The organism is Streptococcus parasanguinis ATCC 15912, assembly GCF_000164675.2.
GTDB lineage: Bacteria > Bacillota > Bacilli > Lactobacillales > Streptococcaceae > Streptococcus > Streptococcus parasanguinis.
In genome coordinates this window covers 1,194,625-1,216,054 of record NC_015678.1, presented here as the reverse complement: position 1 = coordinate 1,216,054, position 21,430 = coordinate 1,194,625, and the positions used below count along the sequence as shown (strand labels likewise).

Here is a 21,430-nt window from a genome sequence, read left to right as displayed (position 1 = left end):
AAAAGAGGGCGAGTCAGATGCCCTATAAAAAGAGGAGGAAAAATAAATGGCAGGACCAGTGATAAAGGGAGAAAACTATCGGATCTCCGTATTAACGGAATCCTTGGTGCGCTTGGAATACTCAGAGGATGGTGTTTTTGAAGATGGTCAGACGCAAGTTGTACAAAATCGAGATTTTGGACCTGTTGCCTGCGAGGTTATAGAGACAGAAGAGGTCCTCGATCTTCATACAGAGCATCTCCACCTCCATTTTGAAAAGGGACCTTTTGCCCCGGATCGGCTTTTTATCGAACTCAAGGGTCAGTATGCAGTCTATGGGAGCCGGTGGCATTATGGAGATCAGCCGGAGACCTTAAAGGGGACCAGTCGGACGCTTGACGAGGTCGATGGGGCTATGGAGTTGCAAGATGGGATCTTGAGCAAGGCCGGTTATGCTCTTTTAGACGATTCCGCTTCCTACTTGTATGATGACGAAAGCGGGTTTAGAGCACGGCCCTATCCAGAAGTGGATTTGTATTTCTTCGGTTATGGGCGCGATTATCTAGGTGCCTTGAAAGATTTTTACCATCTGACAGGACAGCCACCCCTCTTGCCACGTTATGCTCTGGGAAACTGGTGGAGCCGCTATTGGCCTTATACCAGTCAGGAGTATACAGATTTGATGGATCGTTTCAAAGCAGAAGGAGTGCCTCTTGCAGTCAGTGTGATCGATATGGACTGGCACAAGACGGCGATTCCTGCTCGCTTTGGAAGTGGTTGGACTGGCTATAGTTGGAACCGGGATTTGATTCCTGATCCAGCTACCTTCTTAAATGGCCTGCATGAGCGTGGTTTAAAGGTGACCTTAAATGTCCATCCGGCAGATGGAATTCGCGCTTTCGAAGATGCTTATCCCATGGTCGCAAAACGCTTGGGACTGGATGCGGAAAAAGAAGAAGCGGCTGGCTTTGACTTTTACAGTCCAGCCTTTCGCGAAGCTTATTTCGAAGATGTCCACCATCCTTTGGAAGATCAAGGAGTGGACTTTTGGTGGATTGATTGGCAGCAAGGTAGTCATGGCAAGATGGATCCCCTTTGGTTGTTAAATCACTATCATTATGTAGATAATTGCCGAACAGGCCAAGCTGGTCTCATCTTATCACGATATGGGGGTCCCGGCAGCCATCGGTATCCGATTGGTTTTTCAGGGGACACTATTGTGACTTGGGAATCCCTAGCCTTTCAACCCTATTTTACCAGCACAGCTTCCAATATCGGCTACACCTGGTGGAGTCACGATATCGGTGGCCATATGCGGGGCTACTATGATGAAGACTTGGCTCTTCGCTGGTTGCAGTTTGGGGTTTTTAGCCCGATCAATCGTCTTCATAGTTCTTGTAATGCCTTTAACAGCAAGGAACCGTGGTTTTACTCTCCTGAGACCTGTCGCTTGATGAAGCAGTATTTGCGCCTGCGCCATAGCTTACTGCCTTATCTCTACACCATGAATGTGGCAACGCACGAAGAAGGGCTGCCCTTGGTTCAACCCCTCTATTACCACTACCCAAATGAAGAAGAGGCTTATGAAGCGAAAAATCAATATTTCTTTGGCAGTGAACTCATGGTGGCGCCAATTACCGAAGCGCTGGATCCTGTCTTTCATAGTGCTTCTGTGAGTGTTTGGTTCCCAGACGGCGTTTGGTACGATTTCTTCCATGATTGGAAGTATGAAGGAAGAGGCAAGCTCACGGTCTTTAGGACCAGCCAGGATATTCCAGTCTTTGCACGTGCAGGAGCCATCATCCCTATGGATGCACAACCACAGACAGGAGTGGACCTTCCAGAAATGCTAGACTGGCATCTCTTCCCAGGTGACAATCGTTCCTTCGTACTCGTTGAAGGAGAAGGAGCTGGCAAGGTTGAAACCCGCCTAACAGTCGATTGGGATGAAAGAAAGATTAGGCTGGATCTATCAGGTGATCTAGCGCTGCTTCCTGAAAAGAGACAGCACCGTTTCTTGCTCCATACCTTTGAGACGGACCCTATCATAGTGGACAATCAAAGTCAAGAAATTGCGATGGGTGAGCTGCAATCGCGTCCGATTGCCAAAGAAGATCGGATGTTTGAGCTCTTAAAATCTGCCAACCTGGCCTACGATAGGAAAAATGATTTATTTGCGGCCTGTTCAAGAGCCAAGGATTGGAAACAGTTGATGAAGGTCATCACGCCTTTGGAGGAAGGCTTGCGCCAACGTCTCTTTGAAGTGATTTATTCCAGTGAAGAGAATGAAGACTTGTAAATTCTTGCAATTTCACCCCTATTTTTGTATGATGAAAGTGATTTCACAATCATGAAGGAGAAGAAAAAATGGAACAAAAATGGTGGCATAATGCCGTAATTTACCAAGTTTATCCAAAAAGTTTCAAGGATAGTAATGGCGATGGCATCGGGGATCTCAAGGGGATCACGAGCAAGCTAGACTATCTGGAAAATCTAGGGATTACAGCCATCTGGCTCTCACCAGTTTACAAGAGTCCCATGGATGATAACGGCTATGACATCTCGGATTACGAGGATATTGCCTCCATCTTTGGTACCATGGAAGATATGGAAGAATTGATCGCAGAAGGTCAGAAACGCAAGATCAAAATTATCATGGACTTGGTGGTCAACCATACCTCTGATGAGCATGCTTGGTTTATCGAGGCGCGTGAACATCCAGACAGTCCAAAGCGGGATTTCTATATTTGGCGCGATGAACCCAATGGCATTATTTCTGCTTTTAGTGGCTCTGCTTGGGAGTTCGATGAAGCTTCAGGCCAATACTATCTGCATAACTTTAGTAAGAAGCAACCAGACCTTAACTGGGAAAATGAGGTGCTCCGTCATCACATCTATGACATGATGAATTTCTGGATTGACAAGGGAATTGGTGGCTTCCGTATGGATGTGATCGATATGATCGGTAAGATTCCAGATCAGGAAATCATCAGCAATGGTCCCATGCTCCATCCTTACTTGAAGGAAATGAATCAAGCGACCTTTGGTGATAAGGATCTGCTTACAGTGGGTGAAACTTGGGGGGCGACTCCAGAGATTGCCAAGCAATACTCCAATCCAAAAAATCAAGAATTGTCCATGGTTTTCCAATTTGAACACATCGGCCTTCAATACCAACCGGGTCAACCAAAGTGGCACTACGCGAAGGAATTGGATGTACCAAAATTGAAAGAAATTTTCACCAAGTGGCAGACGGAATTAGGAGAAGAGGAGGGCTGGAATTCCCTCTTTTGGAACAACCACGATTTGCCACGGATTGTGTCAACTTGGGGGGATGATGGGGACTATCGTGTCAAATCTGCCAAGGCTTTAGCGATTCTGCTTCACTTGATGAAGGGAACTCCTTATATCTATCAAGGGGAAGAAATCGGGATGACCAACTATCCATTTAAGACCCTTGAGGACGTAGAAGATATTGAGTCGATCAACTATGCTCATGAAGCCTTAGAAAAAGGCGTGCCGCTCGAAGTGATCATGGATCAAATCCGCCATATTGGTCGGGACAATGCCCGGACACCGATGCAGTGGAATGATGAAGCAGAAGCCGGCTTTACGACAGGTCGTCCATGGCTTGCGGTCAACCCAAACTACAAAGAGATCAATGTGGAGGCTGCCCTAGCAGATCCAGACTCTATTTTCTATACCTACCAAGCCCTCATTGCTTTGAGAAAGGAGTACCCTTGGCTTGTGACTGCTGATTATGAATTGGTGGACGCAGCAGACAAGGTTTTTGCCTACAAGCGGGTAGAAGGAGAGCAAGCATATTTGGTGGTTGTCAATCTCTCCAGTCAAGAGCAAGAGTTGCCACTCGTCAATGGGGTTGAAGAGGTTCTCATTGCCAATACCAAGGTCGAACAAGTCCTCGAATCAGGCAAGTTAGCCCCTTGGGATGCCTTCTGTGTCAAATTAGCCTAATGAAGCAAATGAAAAAATAGAGGAAATTACTTCCTCGTAGAAGCAGGTCTTTCTCAATAGAGAAGGCCTGTCAGAATGAGGACGAAGTCATCTAAAAAACTTTCCTTAGGTGAGTACGGACGTCAGCGAACTTCGAAGAAGTTCCATGACTAAATCAAGATACTAAGGGCGTCTGCGGATAAAGTCAAAATAGGAAGTTTGACGCAGAATCTTTTGATTCTAGGAAAACTTATCTTTTTGACACAATCTGCAGCCCGTGTTCAATTCGTATTGAGCCCCTTCGCTCTTTAATTTCTGAGCTCAGGCTAAAACAGTTTCCCAAACTGTTTTACTCTCAAAACTCCCGAGTGCTAGAAACAAAAGTGTTTCTAGCACTTTTCTCACGGCGGAAAGTTTCAGTAGATAATAGAATCATTTTAACGAATACATTTTTATAGAATTTCTTAGATTTGTAAACAGAAGCAGTTTGTTTATGCTTGCACAGGTCTTTCTCAGTAGAGAAGGCCTGCTTTACTTTTTAAGGACTGTTCTTCTAGTGCAATCCGCTCAAAAACCGCTCAAAAATGGTTTGGGGGATGCTTGGGCTATAGGAAATCTTTATAAGAAGTCCTAGTTTTTGCTTTTGATCTCTGGTCTCAAGGCCCATTAAATCTGTGTTATAGTTTTTGACTATATCAAAATTCGTGTAAAAGCAATTATACAAGATTCCTATCTTCTGATATGATAGTGTCAATTAGAATTTTTGGAGGACACAACATGTCAACTACAATTATCGGTTTCCCACGTTTGGGTGAATTCCGTGAATTAAAATTTACAACTGAAAAATACTTTAGAAAAGAAATCTCAGCAGACGAGCTCTTGGCAGCTGCTAAAGACTTGCGTGCAAAACACTGGAACATTGTTAAAGAACAAGGCATCTCAGAGATTCCTTCAAATGACTTCTCACACTACGACAATTTCCTTGATGCAGCCTTCCTTTTCAACGTCGTGCCTGCATCTGTTCAAAACTTGGATTTGACAGACCTTGAACAATACTTCGCTTTGGCGCGTGGTTACCAAGGTGAAAAAGGGGATGTCCGTGCCCTTCCAATGAAAAAATGGTTCAACACCAACTACCATTACATCGTTCCTAAATTTGAAAAAACAACAGAAGTGAAATTGGCTGGTCACAAGATTTTTGATGAGTACCAAGAAGCCAAAGAATTGGGGATCAACACTCGTCCGGTAGTGGTTGGACCATTCACTTTCCTTCAATTATCTGACTTTGAAGATGGTGTGAAAGCTGAAGACTTCGTAGACAGCTTGGTTGTTGCTTACCAAGAAGTCTTTGCCAAATTGGCTGAGCTTGGTGCGACTCGTATTCAACTCGATGAGCCAGCTCTTGTCAAAGATTTGTCAGCTGAAGAAAAGGCTCTTTTCTTGAACCTCTACAACAAACTCTTGGCTGACAAGAAAGGCCTTGAAGTCTTGATCCAAACTTACTTTGGTGATGTTCGTGATGTCTACAATGACCTTATAAACTTGCCAGTAGATGGTATCGGTCTTGACTTTGTTGAAGGGAAGAAAACACTTGAATTAGTGAAAGGTGGCTTCCCAGCTGATAAGACCCTTTATGCTGGTATTGTGAATGGGAAAAACATCTGGCGCAACAACTATGAAAAGAGCTTGGAAATCTTGGATCAAGTTCCAGCTGAAAAGATTGTCTTGACGACTTCTTGCTCCCTTCTTCATGTGCCATTTACAACTGCTAATGAAGACTTTGAACCAGCTATCTTGAACCACTTTGCTTTTGCAGTTGAAAAATTGGAAGAACTTCGTGACTTGGATGCTATCCGCAACGGTCAAGGTGAAGCAGCTCTTACTGCCAACAAAGAACTCTTTGCAACTGAACGTGTCGGAGCAAATGCTGAACTTCATGCTCGTATCGCAGCCTTGACAGAAGCAGACTACACTCGTTTGCCAGCCTTTGCAGAACGGGAAGAAATCCAAAAAGAAGCCTTCAAGCTTCCAGCACTTCCAACAACTACCATTGGTTCATTCCCTCAAACTAAGGAAGTTCGTGCTAAACGTTTGGCCTTCCGTAAGGGTGAATTAACACAAGAAGAATACGATGCCTTCCTTGCTGAAACGATTGACGAATGGATCAAATGGCAAGAAGAAGTTGGATTTGACGTACTTGTACACGGTGAGTTTGAACGAAACGACATGGTTGAGTACTTCGGTCAAAACTTGTCTGGTTACCTCTTCTCTAAGAATGGTTGGGTACAATCATACGGTATGCGTGGGGTGAAACCACCAATCATCTGGGGTGATGTGACTCGTCTTAACCCAATCACTGTGAAATGGTCTAGCTACGCACAAAGCCGTACAGACAAACCGGTTAAAGGGATGTTGACTGGACCTGTTACCATCCTTAACTGGTCATTCCCACGTGAAGATATCTCTATCAAGGATTCTACTCTTCAAATTGCTCTTGCAATCAAGGATGAAGTTCTTGACCTTGAAGCGGCAGGCGTGAAAATCATCCAAATCGACGAAGCTGCTCTTCGTGAAAAATTGCCACTTCGTCGTAGCGACTGGTACGAAGACTATCTTGATTGGGCGATTCCAGCCTTCCGTTTGGTACACTCAACAGTAGCCCCAGACACACAAATCCACACTCACATGTGTTACTCAGAATTTACAGATATCATCCCAGCGATCGATAACTTGGATGCGGACGTTATCTCATTTGAAGCAAGCCGTTCAAACCTTGAAATCTTGGATGAGTTGAAAGCGAAAAACTTCCAAACAGAAGTTGGACCTGGGGTTTACGATATCCACTCACCACGTGTCCCACAAGACGGTGAAATTGATCACACTATCGAAGCAATCTTGGCTAAAGTACCAAGTGGCAAAGTTTGGATCAACCCTGACTGTGGTTTGAAGACTCGCGGAATTAAAGAAACAAAAGAAAGCTTGATCAAGCTGGTTAATGCCGCTAAAGAAGCGCGTGAACACTTGTAAGAAATGCTTCGAGGACCTTCTATCATCGTGTAGAGGGTTTTCGACTCATCCCTTATCCTAGAAATAGTGGCTCAGAGTTCTTGATCAACGAAACAAAAGAAAAGGATAGAATATGTCACAACACACACCGTCTTTGTCATTTGAAGTTTTTCCTCCAAATCCTGAAGTAGGCAATGCCAAACTCTTACGTGCCTTGGCAAATATGCAGGAGCTAGCTCCTCACTTTATTAGTGTGACCGCTAGCAATAATAAATACAATATCAAAGAGACGACGGTTGCTTTAGCCAATTACATTCAAAATGAATTGTCTATTCCGACAATTGCTCACTTACCAGCCGTCTATTTGACTAAGGAAAAAGTGGCTGATACTCTTCAGGAGTTAAATGAAGTTGGGGTGCATCGGATTTTGGCTCTGCGTGGGGATATTATCCCTGGTGTGGAACCTTTAAAAGACTTTCGTTATGCAACGGATCTGATTGAATTTATTAAAACAGAGGCTCCCCATTTTGAGGTGATTGGTGCTTGTTATCCTGAGGGACACCCAGATTCTCCAAACCAAATTTCAGATATTCAAAATCTTAAAAAGAAGGTAGATGCAGGGTGCTCTAGCTTGGTCACTCAACTTTTCTTTGACAATGAGCGTTTCTATGATTTTCAAGATAAGTGTACCTTGGCTGGGATCGATATTCCCATTCATGCAGGAGTGATGCCGATTCTCAATCGCAATCAGGCCCTTCGTCTCCTTAAGACTTGTGAAAATGTTCATATCCCACGGAAGTTTAAAGCCATTCTGGACAAGTATGAGCATGATCCAGAGTCTCTTCGCGCAGCTGGTTTGGCTTATGCAGTTGATCAAATCGTTGATTTGGTTACTCAAGATGTGGCAGGTGTCCACCTTTACACCATGAACAATGAAGATGTCGCTTACCACGTCTACCAAGCAACAAAGGCGTTATTTGATCATCAACCGAATTTTGAAGTGAATTAATCAACACTTTTAGTAGGAAGTGTAGAGATTGAGAAAGAATCGTTCTCAATCTCTTTTTATTTGGATAAATCACTTGCTAAAAGCCAACTTTTTTTTTATAGTATTAATATGAAGTTTTTGGAGGCGCTTGCAATGAAGAAAGATCTCACGTTAAAGTTATTTGGACCCCCTAAGGTTGTTTTCAATCAGAAAGATATTCGGTTTTCTTTTTCGAAGATGGAGGCCTTACTTTATTACTTGGCAGTCATGGGCCAGGTCAACCGCGATGAAATCGCCGGTATTCTTTGGGGAGATAAGGAAAACCAAGTAGCTCGCAAAAACTTACGGAATACGGTTTACCAAGCCAATAAAATCTTTGAAGGAGATATCATTGTCTCACCAAGTCGGAGCAGTTTGGCCCTTAATCCCGACTTGAGTCTTTCTTTGGATGTTCAGCTTTTTGAAAAAGATCCACTAAGTGCCTTGGATCTTTATCGGGGAGACTTTTTAGAGGGCTTCTATGTCAAGGATGATGAAGACTTTGATCAGTGGGCTTCTCGCAAACGAGATGCTTATAGGAAGCTCTATGTCGAAAGCTGCTATCAAAAAATTGAGCAGGTCGGTTTTGCAGATCCTAGTATAGAATGGTTACTCCATCATTTGGTAGAGCTGGATGAATATGAAGAGAAAAACTACCAGCTCTTGATGGAGTATTATAGCTTCCATCACCAGCTAGGAAAATTTTTCGAGACCTATTATAAGCTAGTTGATTTATTGGATCGCGAGCTCAGTGTGCGTCCCAGTCGAGCGATTGAGGAACTTTATCACTCCGTTTTGGAAGCCAAACGAACTCATAAACTGACCAATTGCTTGAATATCCGTGAACTTTCCTTCTTTGGTCGGAAACAAGAACTCTCGCAACTCGAGGAATACCTTTCCTTAGTCGAGACGGGTGAGGCGGTAGGTCCTTTTCTCGTGATGGGGCAATCTGGAACAGGTAAGAAACGTCTCTTGCGGCAGTTGGTCTTGATGTCCAATCGCAGTTTTAACTTTATCAAGGTGGAAGGAAAAGCTACCAGTCAACGCTACGAAGGAAGCAGCTGGAATGATCTCAGACAAGCGCTAGAGAAACTGGGGGATGAGATGGGGATTTCCCTTCTGGAAGAGGAGGATGATCTCATTTCTGTATGGAATCAGCTTCAAGGCCTTAGCAAAGAAAAACCGCTCCTGATCCTGCTTGAAAACGCTCAGTGGATCGATGTAGCGTCTCTAGAAAAAGTGAAACAACTTGAGGAGAGAAGAAACCAGGAGAAATGGCAACTAATTTTTACGGCTGAAGAGCCTCTGCCAGATTTCTTCGTTAACTTCTTGGGGAGCTTAAAGGTAGAGAAACGGCTGTCTCAACTAGAGTTGACCAATTTTGATCCTAGTGAAAGTCGTGCTCTCTTGAAAGGGGAACTGGGAGCAATAGAGCCGGCAGTGATGGAGCAGATGGTCGAATGGAGTGAAGGCAGTCCGTTCTTGCTGTCCAGCTATATCGAAGAGTGGAAAGAAAATGAAAATTTAGAGCCCTTGCCGGATATCATTCAAGCTTATCTTTCTCAGGAACTCGGGGACATGAGCAGTGAGGAAGAGGCCCTTCTTCACTACTTATCTTGTTTTCATAAGCCGATCTCCCTGTCCATCCTGGCGGAATTGACGGCTACAGAGCTTCCTGTTTTGACAGAATTAATCGAGACTTTATCTGAAAGAGCGATCGTCTCAATCGTGGAAGAAGGCGAGGCTCTCATGGTTCAATTCTGCAAGCAATTGGTAGCCATGTACTTTTACCATCTTCTTTCGCCAGCTAGACGGCGGCTCTTCCACCAACAAATTGCGCAAAAATTGGAAGAAACTTTAGAAGATTCGACGGACCTTCTTCTTTATAAGGAAATTGCCTACCAATACAAGCAATCCCAAAATCTTTTGCGTTCCTTATCTTTTGAGTTGACCTATTTAGAAGAAATCCTTCAGCTGGAGCATGAGCTGTTTCCGATATATTCCAAGGTAGATGAGGGGGTCCTATCAGATGGTACAAATAGTCATTTGGACATTTTTGGAGAGCTATCCCGCATACGCCAAGAATTAGATAACCTCTTTTCAAGGCACCAAAGAGATAGAGAATACAAGTATTTACAATTGCGTTACTTGTACCTAGAAGGTCGCTATTTTATTCGAAGTGGGGAGTATCAAAAGGGGATTCATGATATCCAAAAAGTCATCTCCTATGCGCGGGAACTCAAGCAATCCGACTTCCTCTTAGAGGGTTATCGGCAAATCATTTATTATTGCATTCAAACTGAAAATATCTCTGAGATGGCCTATTATACAGATTTGGCTTTGGAAGATGCCATCCAAGCTAATAATCATGAGGTCATCGCGATCCAGTTGCGTTTGAAGGGCTTGTATCACCTGATGGTTGGGGATGAGGAGCAGGCGACCCGGCATCTGTATCGTTCTATTGATTGCTTTAGTTTGACCAATAGCATGCAGGCCAAGTATGCCATTCAAATTGCGGCTTCTTTGGCCTACCTCGCTGAAATCGAGCAAGTGAGAGGCCATTTCCAAGTAGCCGTCACCCACTTAGAAGAGGTTCTACGTTTGGTGGGAGATCAAGCTGTTGATTCCGTCCGTGTCGTATTTGATATTGATCTTGGGATCGCCTATTATTGGAAGGGAGATTTGATCCAAGCTCGCCTCTGTTTTGACAGAGCTCAGAAGATTTTGTCCAGTGTTCGTTTCCCTTGGAAGGAAGAATTGCTCGAATTTTACCAATCCTTGATTGCTTGTCAGCAAGGGGATCAGGAGAAGGTTGCGGATTATCTGGCTCGAAAAGAAAGGACGATGAAACCATCTGCTAATTCACGGGATAAGGGGATGGTTCATTATCTATTAGCATTCTTATCTAATCAAAAGGAGAAGGGAGAAGAGCTCGCTCCTGCCCTGAGCACCTTCTTGAAAGAAGATAAGAATTACTACAAAAAGGTGGCAGAGCAACACTTAAATCCCTATAGAGATCGTCAGTTTCTTAAGAAATTAAAAGACCTGTAGTGTCTCTTGCCTAAATCATAAGAGAAGGCTAAGTGGCCTGTCCTCCTTTCAGGCAAAGATCATTGTGTCTGAAAATAAAAAAAAGCATAGAAATACCCTAGCAATGGGTGTTTCTATGCTTTTTATGTGTGTAGAAATCTTCTTAGTTCAGTTTTTGTTGCGCCAATATTTGGGTCAAGTAAAAGATAAAGGTCGCAGCAAGGTTTGAAGTATGGTTGTCAATGTCATGAGGAGGAGAAACTTCCACGACATCAAATCCGATTAGTTTGCCACTGGCAGCAATGTGTTGGAGAAGCATGAGGGCCAGTTTAGGATCGACACCAAGTGATTGGATGGCACTAACACCAGGAGCAGAGCCGACCGCAAAGCAATCCATATCAATAGACAGATAGATCGCAGTTTGGTTTTCTAAAAATTGATCGATTCGATCCAGAATGGCTTGGTGGCTCATCTGGAAGAGGTCTTGTCCGGTTAAGAAATCAATGCTTGGTGTTTTAGCAACGTAATTAAAGAGGAAGAGGTTATTATTGTGCTCTTGGATCCCAAGGATGAGGTAAGGGAAGTCCTGACCCCTGTCTTTCGCATGATCAGCCATTTGACGAAATCCTGTTCCAGAGTTGGGCCCGGTTTGGTCGTAAGGACGCAAATCAAAGTGGGCATCCAGATTGATCACAGCCAGTTGTTCATCTTTTTCCAAACTGGATTGAATCCCTAGATAGTGGCCGTAAGCAGTTCCGTGACCGCCTCCTAGGACAATAGGTTGGATCCCTAATTGGTACATGCGCTGGATCGCTTGTGAGAGACTTTCTTGGAGTTCTTCTAGCGAATGGTTGGGCCCGTCAATATTTCCCACATCATATACTGTTACATTGGTTCCCCAGTGCCATGGAAGTTTAGCGATTTGAGAACGGATGGCTGTAGGACCCTCAACCGCTCCTACACGCCCATTGTTGATATAGACTCCTTTGTCGCTCTTAAAGCCGATGATCCCAAAGGTCATCCCCTCAAATGGTGTGAGAGTCTCGTCGTTTAGGTCTAAAAATTTGGTGACCATTCCCCATTTGGCAGTGTAGGGATTGTCCTCGATGCTACCTTGGTAGTAGCTGTAGGTCATTGGATAGTAGTTTGTGAGCAAGCTTGTCGCCTCCCTTATTTTTCTGAAAGCAGGCAGAGGCTGAGAAGATCGCCAGCCTCTGTTTTTGCTTTATCCTTACTGTATCAGTATTGAATCCTTAAGTCAACTGCTTTTTCGATGGTTGCTAAGAATTCTTCGCTTTCGACAACAGCAGATGCTTTATTGAGTTCTTCGAAGATTTCGATATCTTTGTCAAATTCAATAAAGTTCAGTTTTTGACGAATCAGCTCATAAGCTGGTTTTGTCCCTTTACCAAGTTCATGATTTTCTGGCTTGAGATCCAAGGCTTGGCAAGCTGCCATGATTTCAGTAGCAACGATGCGACGCGAGTTTTTAAGAATTTCTGCTGCTTTACGAGCGGCAGTCGTTCCCATGCTGACGAAATCTTCTTGGTTTTCACAAGATGGAATAGAATCGACACTAGCAGGGTGAGCCAAAATTTTATTTTCCGATGCAAGGGATGCACAAGCATACTGGGTAATCATGAAGCCTGAGTTGAGTCCAGGGTGTTTAACCAAGAAGGATGGTAATTTACTGAGTTGGCTGTTGACCAAGCGTTCCACCCGACGTTCAGATACGTTCCCGATTTCAGAAAGGGCGATCCCTAGGAAGTCAAATGGTTGCGCCATTGGTTCACCGTGGAAGTTACCTCCTGAGATGACGTGTCCTTCCTTGGTAATGATTGGGTTATCTGTGACAGAGTTGATTTCGATTTCAACTTTTTCTTTTACGTAAGCAATAGAATCCTTGCTGGCTCCATGAATTTGAGGGATACAGCGGAGTGTATAAGGATCTTGGACCCGTTGTTGAGTCGCAACGGTTGTGTTCTTGCTTCCTTCAAGGAGGTTACGGATATTGTGAGCAGTTGCCAGTTGTCCACTTTGAGGACGGATGGTATGAAGATCTTCTTCGAATGGACTGGTAATCCCATTGTGGACTTCCATTGAGAGAGCACCGGCAATGTCAGATAGTTTAAGCAATTGGATTCCATCATATGTCGCAAGAGCCCCGATACCCGTTAGAACAGTCGTACCATTGATCAAGGCAAGCCCTTCTTTAGCAGCCAATTGGATCTTTTCAATTCCAGCACGATCTAAGGCTTCTTGACCACTGAGAAGTTCTCCTTTGTAGTAGGCACGTCCAAGACCCAACATTGGTAAAACCATATGTGCAAGTGGTGCTAAGTCTCCAGAAGCTCCGAGAGAGCCTTTTTCAGGGATATAAGGAGTGACTCCTTTGTTGAGCAATTCTAACAGTTTTTCAACAGTTGACAGACGAATGCCAGAATAACCTTTCAAGAGTGAGTTGATACGGATCAGCATGATGGCACGAACAGCATCTTCAGGAAGTGGATCACCGAAGCCAGATGAGTGAGTTCGGATCAGGTTTTCTTGCAGTTGAACAGTATCTTCTGGAGAGATGCTGACATTACAGAGGGAACCAAAGCCAGTAGTTACACCATAGACGACTCGTTTTTCCCGGACAATGTCATCAACGATTTTACGGGATGCGATAACGGCTTCTTTGGCTTGTTCATCAAGCTCACATTGGGCACCGTGACGAGCTACTGCGATGACTTCTTCGAGTGTTAAGCTATTACCATCTAAATGAATCAATTGAGTCATATAAAACCTCCGATTATGAATAGTTGTTCTGTGGAAGTAGTGTTGTTTACTTCGGTTTGAATACCAAACATGGGCCCATTGTCTATGGATCTAAAAAAATGAAAAGATTCATAGAGAAAAGGGCTCAGGTTTGATATTCGTGGAGTCCTAGATGGGTTAGGGAGCAAAACCGAGCTTCGCTCCCGTCTCTGTTCCCATCTACTGTGTAAAGAAAATTAGTGAGGAAGGGCTTTAGATTTATGTAGTTTATCGCCGTGGAAAACAAAGTAGAGTCCACTTGCGATCACTAGACCGATGGCACCCCAAACAAAGTTCATTAGGTTGTCCCCTGCAATCATCAAGATACTGACCACAACGGCTAGAACTGGGATAACGGGACCAAATGGTACTCGGAAGGTAACCTTTTTGTCTGGGTACATTTTTCTGAGTTTGATGGCTGCCAAAGCAGTTGGAATGTATTGGAAGAAACGGAAGACAACACTAAAGGTTGCTAAGGATTCAAAAGAGCCAGATAACAAGAGTAAGAAAGCGAAGATACCAGAGATGATAATGGCAATGACAGGGGCATTCTTAGAGTTTGTTTTTCCAAGCCCTTCTGGCAAGAGTTTTTCAGTTGCTAATGCGGCACCAAAACGAGGGACCATGATGGATTCACCGATGTTTAGACCGGCGATTGAAATAAGGGCTCCGTAAGAAACGAGGGGAGCTCCGATAGGGCCAATCATTTCGACAAATGCGTCTTGTACTGGTGCACCGGTTTGCATAATGCGACCACCAAGCATGGCGATTGTTCCAGCGATGATCAACATGTAGAGGACAGATACGATACTGATGGATCCCAAGATAGCGCGGGGAACGTTCTTTTCAGGGTTGCGCATTTCCCCTGCAACGATAGACATGGTTTCAAATCCGATGAAACCGTAGAAGATGTAGACGGCTGTACTAGAAATAGAACTGAAGAGGCTTGTTCCACTTTCCAATTGAAGGAAAGGTGTGAAGTTGCCCTTGCTCACGCCACCGGAAATGAAGAAGATGGCAAAGAGTGAGAAGAGGACAATTGGAATTAATTTTGCAACAGTAGCTGTCAGAGTAAACATCTTAGAGGTTTTCAGACCGGCAATGTTCATCAGACTCAAGAGAATCAGCATACCGATACTGATCGGAAGGTTGTAGCCTTCAAATGCTGGGAAGGTGATGATGAAGATCTTAGCAAAGCCGGCTAACATGGCAGCCCAAGCGATAACGGTAACGGCCCAACCGAGAATCCCAACGTTAAAGCCAACGAAGTCTCCGAAAGCGGCTTTTGAGTATTGCATGGCTCCACCGTTTTTGTCGAAGTAGCCAGCTGTTTCAGCCAGACAGGCTGATAGTAGCATGACGAGAATGGCTACTCCGAACATGACAGCTAGAGAAGCTGGTCCGAGGCCAGAATAAATTTTTTGAGGGAGGAGGAAGATACCAGATCCGATTACGGCGTTGATACCGTAAAGAGTGGCACCGCTAAAGCTGAATTTCGCTTTTTCTTGTTCCTCAATCGACTGTTTATGTGCTCCGTTCATAATGTTTCTCCTTTGTGAACATTATTGTAGTCCAGTCCAGATAGCAATCGGTTGCTCCCCAGACTGATGGGGTAAAAACGTGATTGTCATCTCTTGAAGAGGAGATGCTTGTTCGATCACCAGGAGCTCGTGAGTTTGGAGGGTTTGAGAATGATTGGTTCCCCATTTGAGTGTTAGCGGACAGAGAGCATAGATCAATTGATAGCGACTCTGACTTTTGACACTATCTTTTGGGGATATAGCACTCATATGCCCCTGATAAGAAGGTTTGTAGATCAAATTAAAGTCTTGACAAGTCCCTTGGCTAGATACAGGATCTCCCCCATCAAAGAAGTAGCTTTGAAAGGGGTTCAAAACCACTTCTTTATGGTGATGGGTGAGCCTAATGGAGGCATTCAAGGGCATCAAGATTCGGTGGTAGCCGGTAAGATCGGTAAAGTTACTTTTTTTAACCTCTACCGTTGCAGTAGAGAGGCGGAAGTCAAAGGTCCGATCTGGATAACTTCCTCCCTCTGGGGAGAGAAAGAGTTGGGTGGTTTGGCCACCGGACCAAGTAGAAATTTGATAATCTGCGGGGGTAAGATGAAGGAGAGTCACCATAGGACGCCTTCTTTCTTAAAAGAGACCAGTGATATTGCCGTGGGCATCGATATCAATCTTTTCACTGGCAGGTGCTTTTGGTAGGCCAGGCATGGTCATAATGGTACCAGTGAGAGCTACGATGAAGCCAGCTCCGGCAGCTACCTTGAGATTACTGATTTTAACTGTGAAATCTTTTGGTGCTCCCATCTTCTTCGCATCGTCTGAGAAGGAGTATTGGGTTTTGGCCATACAGATTGGGTAGTTTGAGAAGCCCAGAGCTTCCAATTCTTTGAGTTCGCGTTTGGCCGCTGGTGTTAAGCTGATGCCTTTACCACCATAGACTTTTGTGACGATCTTGGTCAATTTTGTTTCAATGCTGTCTTCTTCGTCATAGACATAAGAAAAGTGGTTTTCTTCTTGAGTCAGTTGAATGACTTTTTCAGCCAAGTCACGGCCACCAGCCCCACCCTTTGCCCAGACATCCGAAATGACGACATCTACGTGACGTTTCTTACAAGATTCATAGACAGCTTCTAGTTCGGCTTCTGTATCCAGTGGGAATTTGTTAATGGCAACGACCACAGGTAGACCATAGACTTCTTGGATGTTGGCCAAGTGTTTGTCTAGGTTTGGTAGACCATCGATAACGGCTTGGACATTTTCAGTAGCCAAGTCTGCTTTGGCAACTCCACCATGCATTTTGAGGGCACGGATGGTTGCGACGAGGACAACGGCAGCAGGTTTGAGTCCCGCCATGCGGCACTTGATATCGATGAATTTTTCAGCACCGAGGTCTGCTCCAAAACCAGCTTCTGTCACAACATAGTCTGCATATTTGAGGGCTAGTTTAGTAGCCAGCACACTGTTACAGCCGTGGGCGATATTGGCAAATGGTCCGCCGTGGATGATGGCAGGGGTATGCTCCAGGGTTTGCACCAAATTTGGATGGATGGCATCTTTGAGGACAGCTGCCATGGCACCTCCAGCCTTGAGGTCTTTGGCTGTGACCGGTTGTCCTTGGTAGTTGTACCCGATAATGATGCGATCAAGACGTTCTTTGAGGTCAAGGATATTTTCTGAGAGACAGAGAATAGCCATGATTTCAGAAGCCACTGTGATGTCAAAGCCATCTTCACGAGGAACCCCGTTTGTTTTTCCTTGAAGGCCATCGACAATATGACGGAGTTGACGGTCGTTCATATCGACCACCCGTTTCCAGGTAATGCGACGAGAATCGATGCCCAACTCATTCCCATGATGGATATGGTTGTCAATCAAGGCTGCAAGGAGGTTATTGGCAATCCCAATGGCATGGAAGTCTCCGGTAAAGTGAAGGTTGATATCTTCCATTGGAACCACTTGGGCGTACCCGCCACCGGCAGCTCCGCCCTTGATCCCAAAGACCGGGCCAAGAGAAGGTTCGCGGAGGGCAATGACGGCTTTTTCACCAATAGCTGAAAGAGCATCGACCAAGCCAACAGAGGTAGTTGTCTTTCCTTCTCCAGCAGGTGTCGGAGAGATGGCTGTCACGAGGATCAGCTTTCCATCTTCCTTATTCTTGAGTTGTACCAGTTGGTTGCTATCAATTTTTGCCTTGTATTTTCCATAGAGCGAAATGTCGTCTTCGGTCAATCCAAGTTCAGCAGCGATAGCGGTGATGGGCTTCATTTGGACAGAATTGGCAATTTCAATATCCGATAAAACCATAGAATCCCTTCTTTCTTTTTGTTTGTTAGGTTTATGATAGACTTTCTAAAATGGTTTGGTAAATGTTGTCTGCAAGATTAGAGCCTGTTTGGAGGAGTTTAAGTCCCTTGCCGTGGTATTCTTGGACGAAGTCTTGGTCCTTGATTCCTGAAATGTTGATCAAGACATTGAGCCAAGCACCTTGTAGGCCAGCTTTAAGATTCAGAGCAGCTACCCCTAGGTCACTAGCCGCATTGGTGTTGGACTTGCCGACAGCTTCTTTGGTGGTTTTAAGAGCCTCAACGATGAGCTCCATCATAGAGAAAGGAGATACTGTTGCGTGTTTCAAAGCTTGTTGCATGGCTTCACGACGAGCAGCTTTCTCTTCTTCCGTTTCTTTTGGAAGATCAAAGACAGCTGATACGACGTTGAAAGCTTCTGTATCCTTGTCAATGGCTTCTAGTAACTGGTCTTGGAGTTGAGCGCTTTTTTCGTGAACCCCTTTGATGTGGTCTTCGAATTCAGCGTATTTTTTCTTTCCAATGGTCAGTTCACAGACCATTTTTGTAAGGGAAATCCCATTCGCAGCGGATAGGGCAGCAGCAGAACCACCACCTGGAGCTGGAGCATCCGAACCAAGGACTTTGGCAAACTCCGTAATACTTAAGTCAACTAGTTTCATAGAACTCCCTTTCTAACCCAACAAGTGATTTTCCAAGACTTGTTTGCTGTAGTCAAAGTCTTCTAATTGCAAGTAATATTCAGCAGAGTCGATCAAAGCTTTAGCAGGAGCCAGTCCAATGAGTTCTGTTCCGATGATGCGAACACCGTAACGTTGCGCTTCGAAACGAACAGTTTCCACAACACGATATAATGGGAATTGTTCCAAGTTGACCATATTGATAGAGACTTGGGCGATGTTACGATCTTCTAGCATGACACCGATCGCTTTACAGTATTTGTATCCACCGCTTGATCCACGAATGATTTTAGAAATTTTATTGGCAATCTCTAGGTCGTCTGTGTCAAGGTTGATATTGAAAGCAACGAGTGGCATCCGGACACCGACAGCTGTAACCCCTGCAGTTGGGTGAATCTTGCGTTCACCGTAGTCTGGCTTCCAGTCTTCTTCCAACAATTTTTCGGGCATTCCTTCAAATTGTCCTTTACGCACTTTGGCCAAGTTCTTCCGTTCTGGGCGAGTTGCAGCATCTTCATAAAGGAAGATTGGAATACCTAATTCACGATTGATGCGTTCGGCCACTTTATTAGCGATCTCAACGCATTCAGCAGTAGTGATATCTTTAACGGGAACGAATGGACAAACGTCTGTTGCCCCCATACGGGGGTGTTCGCCTTCGTGCTTGGTCATATCAATGTTTTCAGAAGCGTATTTCACCAATTGGAAAGCCACTTCTTGAATGCTTTCTTCATCCCCAACGAGTGTAAAGACGCTGCGGTTGTGGCTGGCATCAGACGAGTAGTCCAGTAGCGTAACACCTGGAATACTTTTTGCTGTGGCTGCTAATCCGTCAATCACAGCTTGATTGCGTCCTTCAGAGAAGTTTGGAATACACTCAACAATTTTTGCCATATGATTACCTCTTTTTATAGGAGAAGGTGGGGAGGAGAGGTCTTTGTATTTCCTCCCCTTTCTCAGTTTTTATTTTTTGATGTTAAAACAATTTTTGAACGGCTTCTTTGACCAAATCTTCATCTGCCAGATAAGGAATGGTGATGTGGTCTGTTCCTGCATGGAGACGGTTGTACTCGATCGCTGTTTCAATGGCATGGTTATTCCGTGCCCAGTTCCGACGAGCAACTCCGCCCATGGTATCCCAGGCAATGGCAGATTTGATGATTTCGTCGATCCGGTGGCTACCGTCTAGGACGAGCCCAAATCCACCGTTGATGGCCTTACCAATACCAGTACCACCACCGTTGTGGAGAGCAACGAGACTCATACCGCGAGCAGCGTTACCAGCGTAACATTGAACCGCCATATCACAAGTAACGTTCGAACCATCTTTGATGTTTGATGTTTCACGGAATGGAGCATCTGTACCAGATACGTCGTGGTGGTCACGTCCGATCATGACCGGTCCGATCTTACCTTGGCGAATGAGTTCATTGAATTTCAAAGCAATGTTGACACGGCCCATGCAATCTTGATAGAGGATACGAGCTTGTGTACCAACGACTAATTGGTTCTTTTCCGCATCGCGAATCCAGTTGTAGTTGTCGCGGTCTTGGTAGCGACGAGTTGGATCGATCGCTTCCATCGCTGCATGGTCAGTTGCAATCAAGTCTTCGTGTTTACCGCTGAGGCAGACCCAACGGAATGGACCGTATCCATAGTCAAAGAGCATAGGTCCCATGATATCTTCTACATAAGATGGCCAAATGAAGCCGTCCTTGTCATCCAAGCCATTCTTAGAAATTTCCTTGATGCCTGAGTCGTAAACAGATTTCATGAAGGCATTACCGTAGTCGAAGAAGTAGGTACCTTTAGCCGTCAAAGCTTTAATCACTGCAAAGTGACGAGCCAAGGTTTCATCGACCAAGCGATGGAAGGTTTCTTTGTCTTCGGCCAGCAAACGTGTCCGTTCTTCAAAACTAATGCCAACTGGGCAATAGCCACCATCATAGACGTTGTGGCAAGAGGTTTGGTCAGACAAGAGGTGAACATGAACTTGGTGTTCGTTGACATATTCGAGTAAGTCTACGATATTACCATGGTAGGCAATCGAAGTTGATTCACCAGCTTCCAGTGCTGCTTGAGCCAATTTCACAGCTTCTTCGGCACTGTCGGTTACTTGGCTAATCCAACCTTGAGAGTGACGGGTTTCGATCCGAGAGCGGTCTACTTCTGCAACGATGGCAACCGCTTTTGCAATTTCAGCTGCTTTCCCTTGAGCTCCACTCATACCACCGAGACCAGACGAGATGAAGAGTTTACCGGTCAAGTCGCCGTCATCAGGCACACCAAGTTTGAGACGACCGGCATTGAGAAGGGTGTTGAAAGTACCGTGAACGATCCCTTGAGGACCAATGTACATCCAGCCACCAGCCGTCATCTGACCGTAGTTCGTCACTCCCATTTCTTCAGCAATTTCCCAGTCGCGCATGTTGTCATACTCACCGATCAAGAGACCGTTGGTAATGACGACACGAGGAGCTTCTGGTTTCGATTTGAAGAGACCCAGAGGGTGACCCGATTCAACCACCAAGGTTTGGTCTTCTGTCATGACTTCCAAGTATTTCTTGATCAAGTTGTATTGCATCCAGTTGGCACAGACAGATCCTGTTTCCCCATAAGTGACCAATTCATATGGATAAAGAGCAATTTCAAAGCTCAAGTTGTTGTCAATCATGACCTGCATAGCCTTAGCAGCTGTGCATTTTCCTTTGTACTCATCGATTGGTTTTCCATAGATCCGATCTTTTGGACGGAAGCGATAGCCATAGATCCGACCACGAGTTTTTAGTTCTTCCAGAAATTCTGGGATCAACTCTTGGTGGAATTTTTTAGGAATGTAACGCAAAGCATTTTTAAGGGCAATTTCAGTCTGAGCTTGCGTTAATCGGAAGCCTCTATCAGGTGCACGACGGATGCCTTCTTGAAAAGTCGCCTTTTCAGGTAGGACATCAAAGTCAAGTTTGACAGACATAGCAGCTGCAATTTCTTTCTCGTCTATAAATGACATAGCAGAACCCTCCTTATAGTTGGACTGTGAATTTATATTTTCTTTATTGTATCGAAGAAACGTCAATAAAGAGTCAAAAAAAAATATAATTTTTAATAAAGCAAAAAAAAATGAGGGAA

General features: G+C 44.6%; 13 protein-coding genes. 5 read left to right on the top strand and 8 right to left on the bottom strand.

The annotated features are described in order from the left end of the window. Positions 1–46 precede the first annotated feature (46 nt). The 5 genes from HMPREF0833_RS05700 to HMPREF0833_RS05680 all read left to right on the top strand — a co-directional run bounded on the left by HMPREF0833_RS05700 (position 47) and on the right by HMPREF0833_RS05680 (position 11,017). Positions 47–2,278: a glycoside hydrolase family 31 protein gene (locus HMPREF0833_RS05700; RefSeq protein ID WP_013904122.1), complete on the top strand. Its 2,232-nt coding sequence runs from the start codon at positions 47–49 to the stop codon at positions 2,276–2,278. 68 nt (positions 2,279–2,346) lie between these two features. Continuing rightward, the gene (locus HMPREF0833_RS05695) at positions 2,347–3,954 is read left to right on the top strand and encodes an alpha-glucosidase (RefSeq protein WP_013904121.1); all 1,608 of its coding nucleotides are present in this window, start codon (positions 2,347–2,349) and stop codon (positions 3,952–3,954) included. Between the two features lie 756 nt (positions 3,955–4,710). Further along, entirely contained in the window at positions 4,711–6,960 is a 2,250-nt protein-coding gene (metE, locus tag HMPREF0833_RS05690; protein WP_041818363.1) for a 5-methyltetrahydropteroyltriglutamate--homocysteine S-methyltransferase, read from the top strand. A 112-nt stretch (positions 6,961–7,072) separates the two neighbouring features. Beyond that, positions 7,073–7,948 carry a methylenetetrahydrofolate reductase [NAD(P)H] gene (gene metF / locus HMPREF0833_RS05685; RefSeq protein ID WP_013904118.1) on the top strand — a complete coding sequence of 292 codons (876 nt, stop codon included), beginning with the start codon at positions 7,073–7,075 and terminating at the stop codon, positions 7,946–7,948. Positions 7,949–8,080: 132 nt separating this feature from the next. Next, the gene (locus tag HMPREF0833_RS05680; RefSeq protein WP_041818362.1) at positions 8,081–11,017 is read left to right on the top strand and encodes an AAA family ATPase; all 2,937 of its coding nucleotides are present in this window, start codon (positions 8,081–8,083) and stop codon (positions 11,015–11,017) included. 142 nt (positions 11,018–11,159) lie between these two features. Here HMPREF0833_RS05680 and hutG read toward each other — a convergent pair whose 3' ends face one another. From hutG to HMPREF0833_RS05640, 8 genes are all read right to left on the bottom strand, one after another. After that, positions 11,160–12,152, bottom strand: a complete 993-nt coding sequence (gene hutG, locus HMPREF0833_RS05675; protein ID WP_013904116.1) for a formimidoylglutamase — start codon at positions 12,150–12,152, stop codon at positions 11,160–11,162. Positions 12,153–12,235: 83 nt separating this feature from the next. Beyond that, the gene (hutH, locus tag HMPREF0833_RS05670) at positions 12,236–13,777 is read right to left on the bottom strand and encodes a histidine ammonia-lyase (protein WP_003018756.1); all 1,542 of its coding nucleotides are present in this window, start codon (positions 13,775–13,777) and stop codon (positions 12,236–12,238) included. 215 nt (positions 13,778–13,992) lie between these two features. Next, positions 13,993–15,336, bottom strand: a complete 1,344-nt coding sequence (locus HMPREF0833_RS05665) for an APC family permease (RefSeq protein ID WP_013904115.1) — start codon at positions 15,334–15,336, stop codon at positions 13,993–13,995. 21 nt (positions 15,337–15,357) lie between these two features. Next, complete coding sequence (locus HMPREF0833_RS05660; RefSeq protein ID WP_013904114.1) at positions 15,358–15,936, bottom strand: HutD/Ves family protein; 579 nt, start codon at positions 15,934–15,936, stop codon at positions 15,358–15,360. A gap of 15 nt (positions 15,937–15,951) precedes the next feature. Then, positions 15,952–17,625, bottom strand: coding sequence for a formate--tetrahydrofolate ligase (locus HMPREF0833_RS05655; RefSeq protein ID WP_013904113.1), 1,674 nt, complete (start codon positions 17,623–17,625; stop codon positions 15,952–15,954). A gap of 31 nt (positions 17,626–17,656) precedes the next feature. Then, entirely contained in the window at positions 17,657–18,286 is a 630-nt protein-coding gene (locus HMPREF0833_RS05650; protein ID WP_013904112.1) for a cyclodeaminase/cyclohydrolase family protein, read from the bottom strand. A gap of 12 nt (positions 18,287–18,298) precedes the next feature. Then, positions 18,299–19,198 (bottom strand): glutamate formimidoyltransferase, encoded by a 900-nt coding sequence (gene ftcD, locus HMPREF0833_RS05645; RefSeq protein ID WP_003008641.1) that lies wholly within the window; start codon positions 19,196–19,198, stop codon positions 18,299–18,301. 82 nt (positions 19,199–19,280) lie between these two features. Then, a complete protein-coding gene (locus HMPREF0833_RS05640) occupies positions 19,281–21,311 on the bottom strand; it encodes a urocanate hydratase (protein ID WP_003005205.1) in 2,031 nt (676 codons plus the stop codon). Positions 21,312–21,430: the final 119 nt, after the last annotated feature.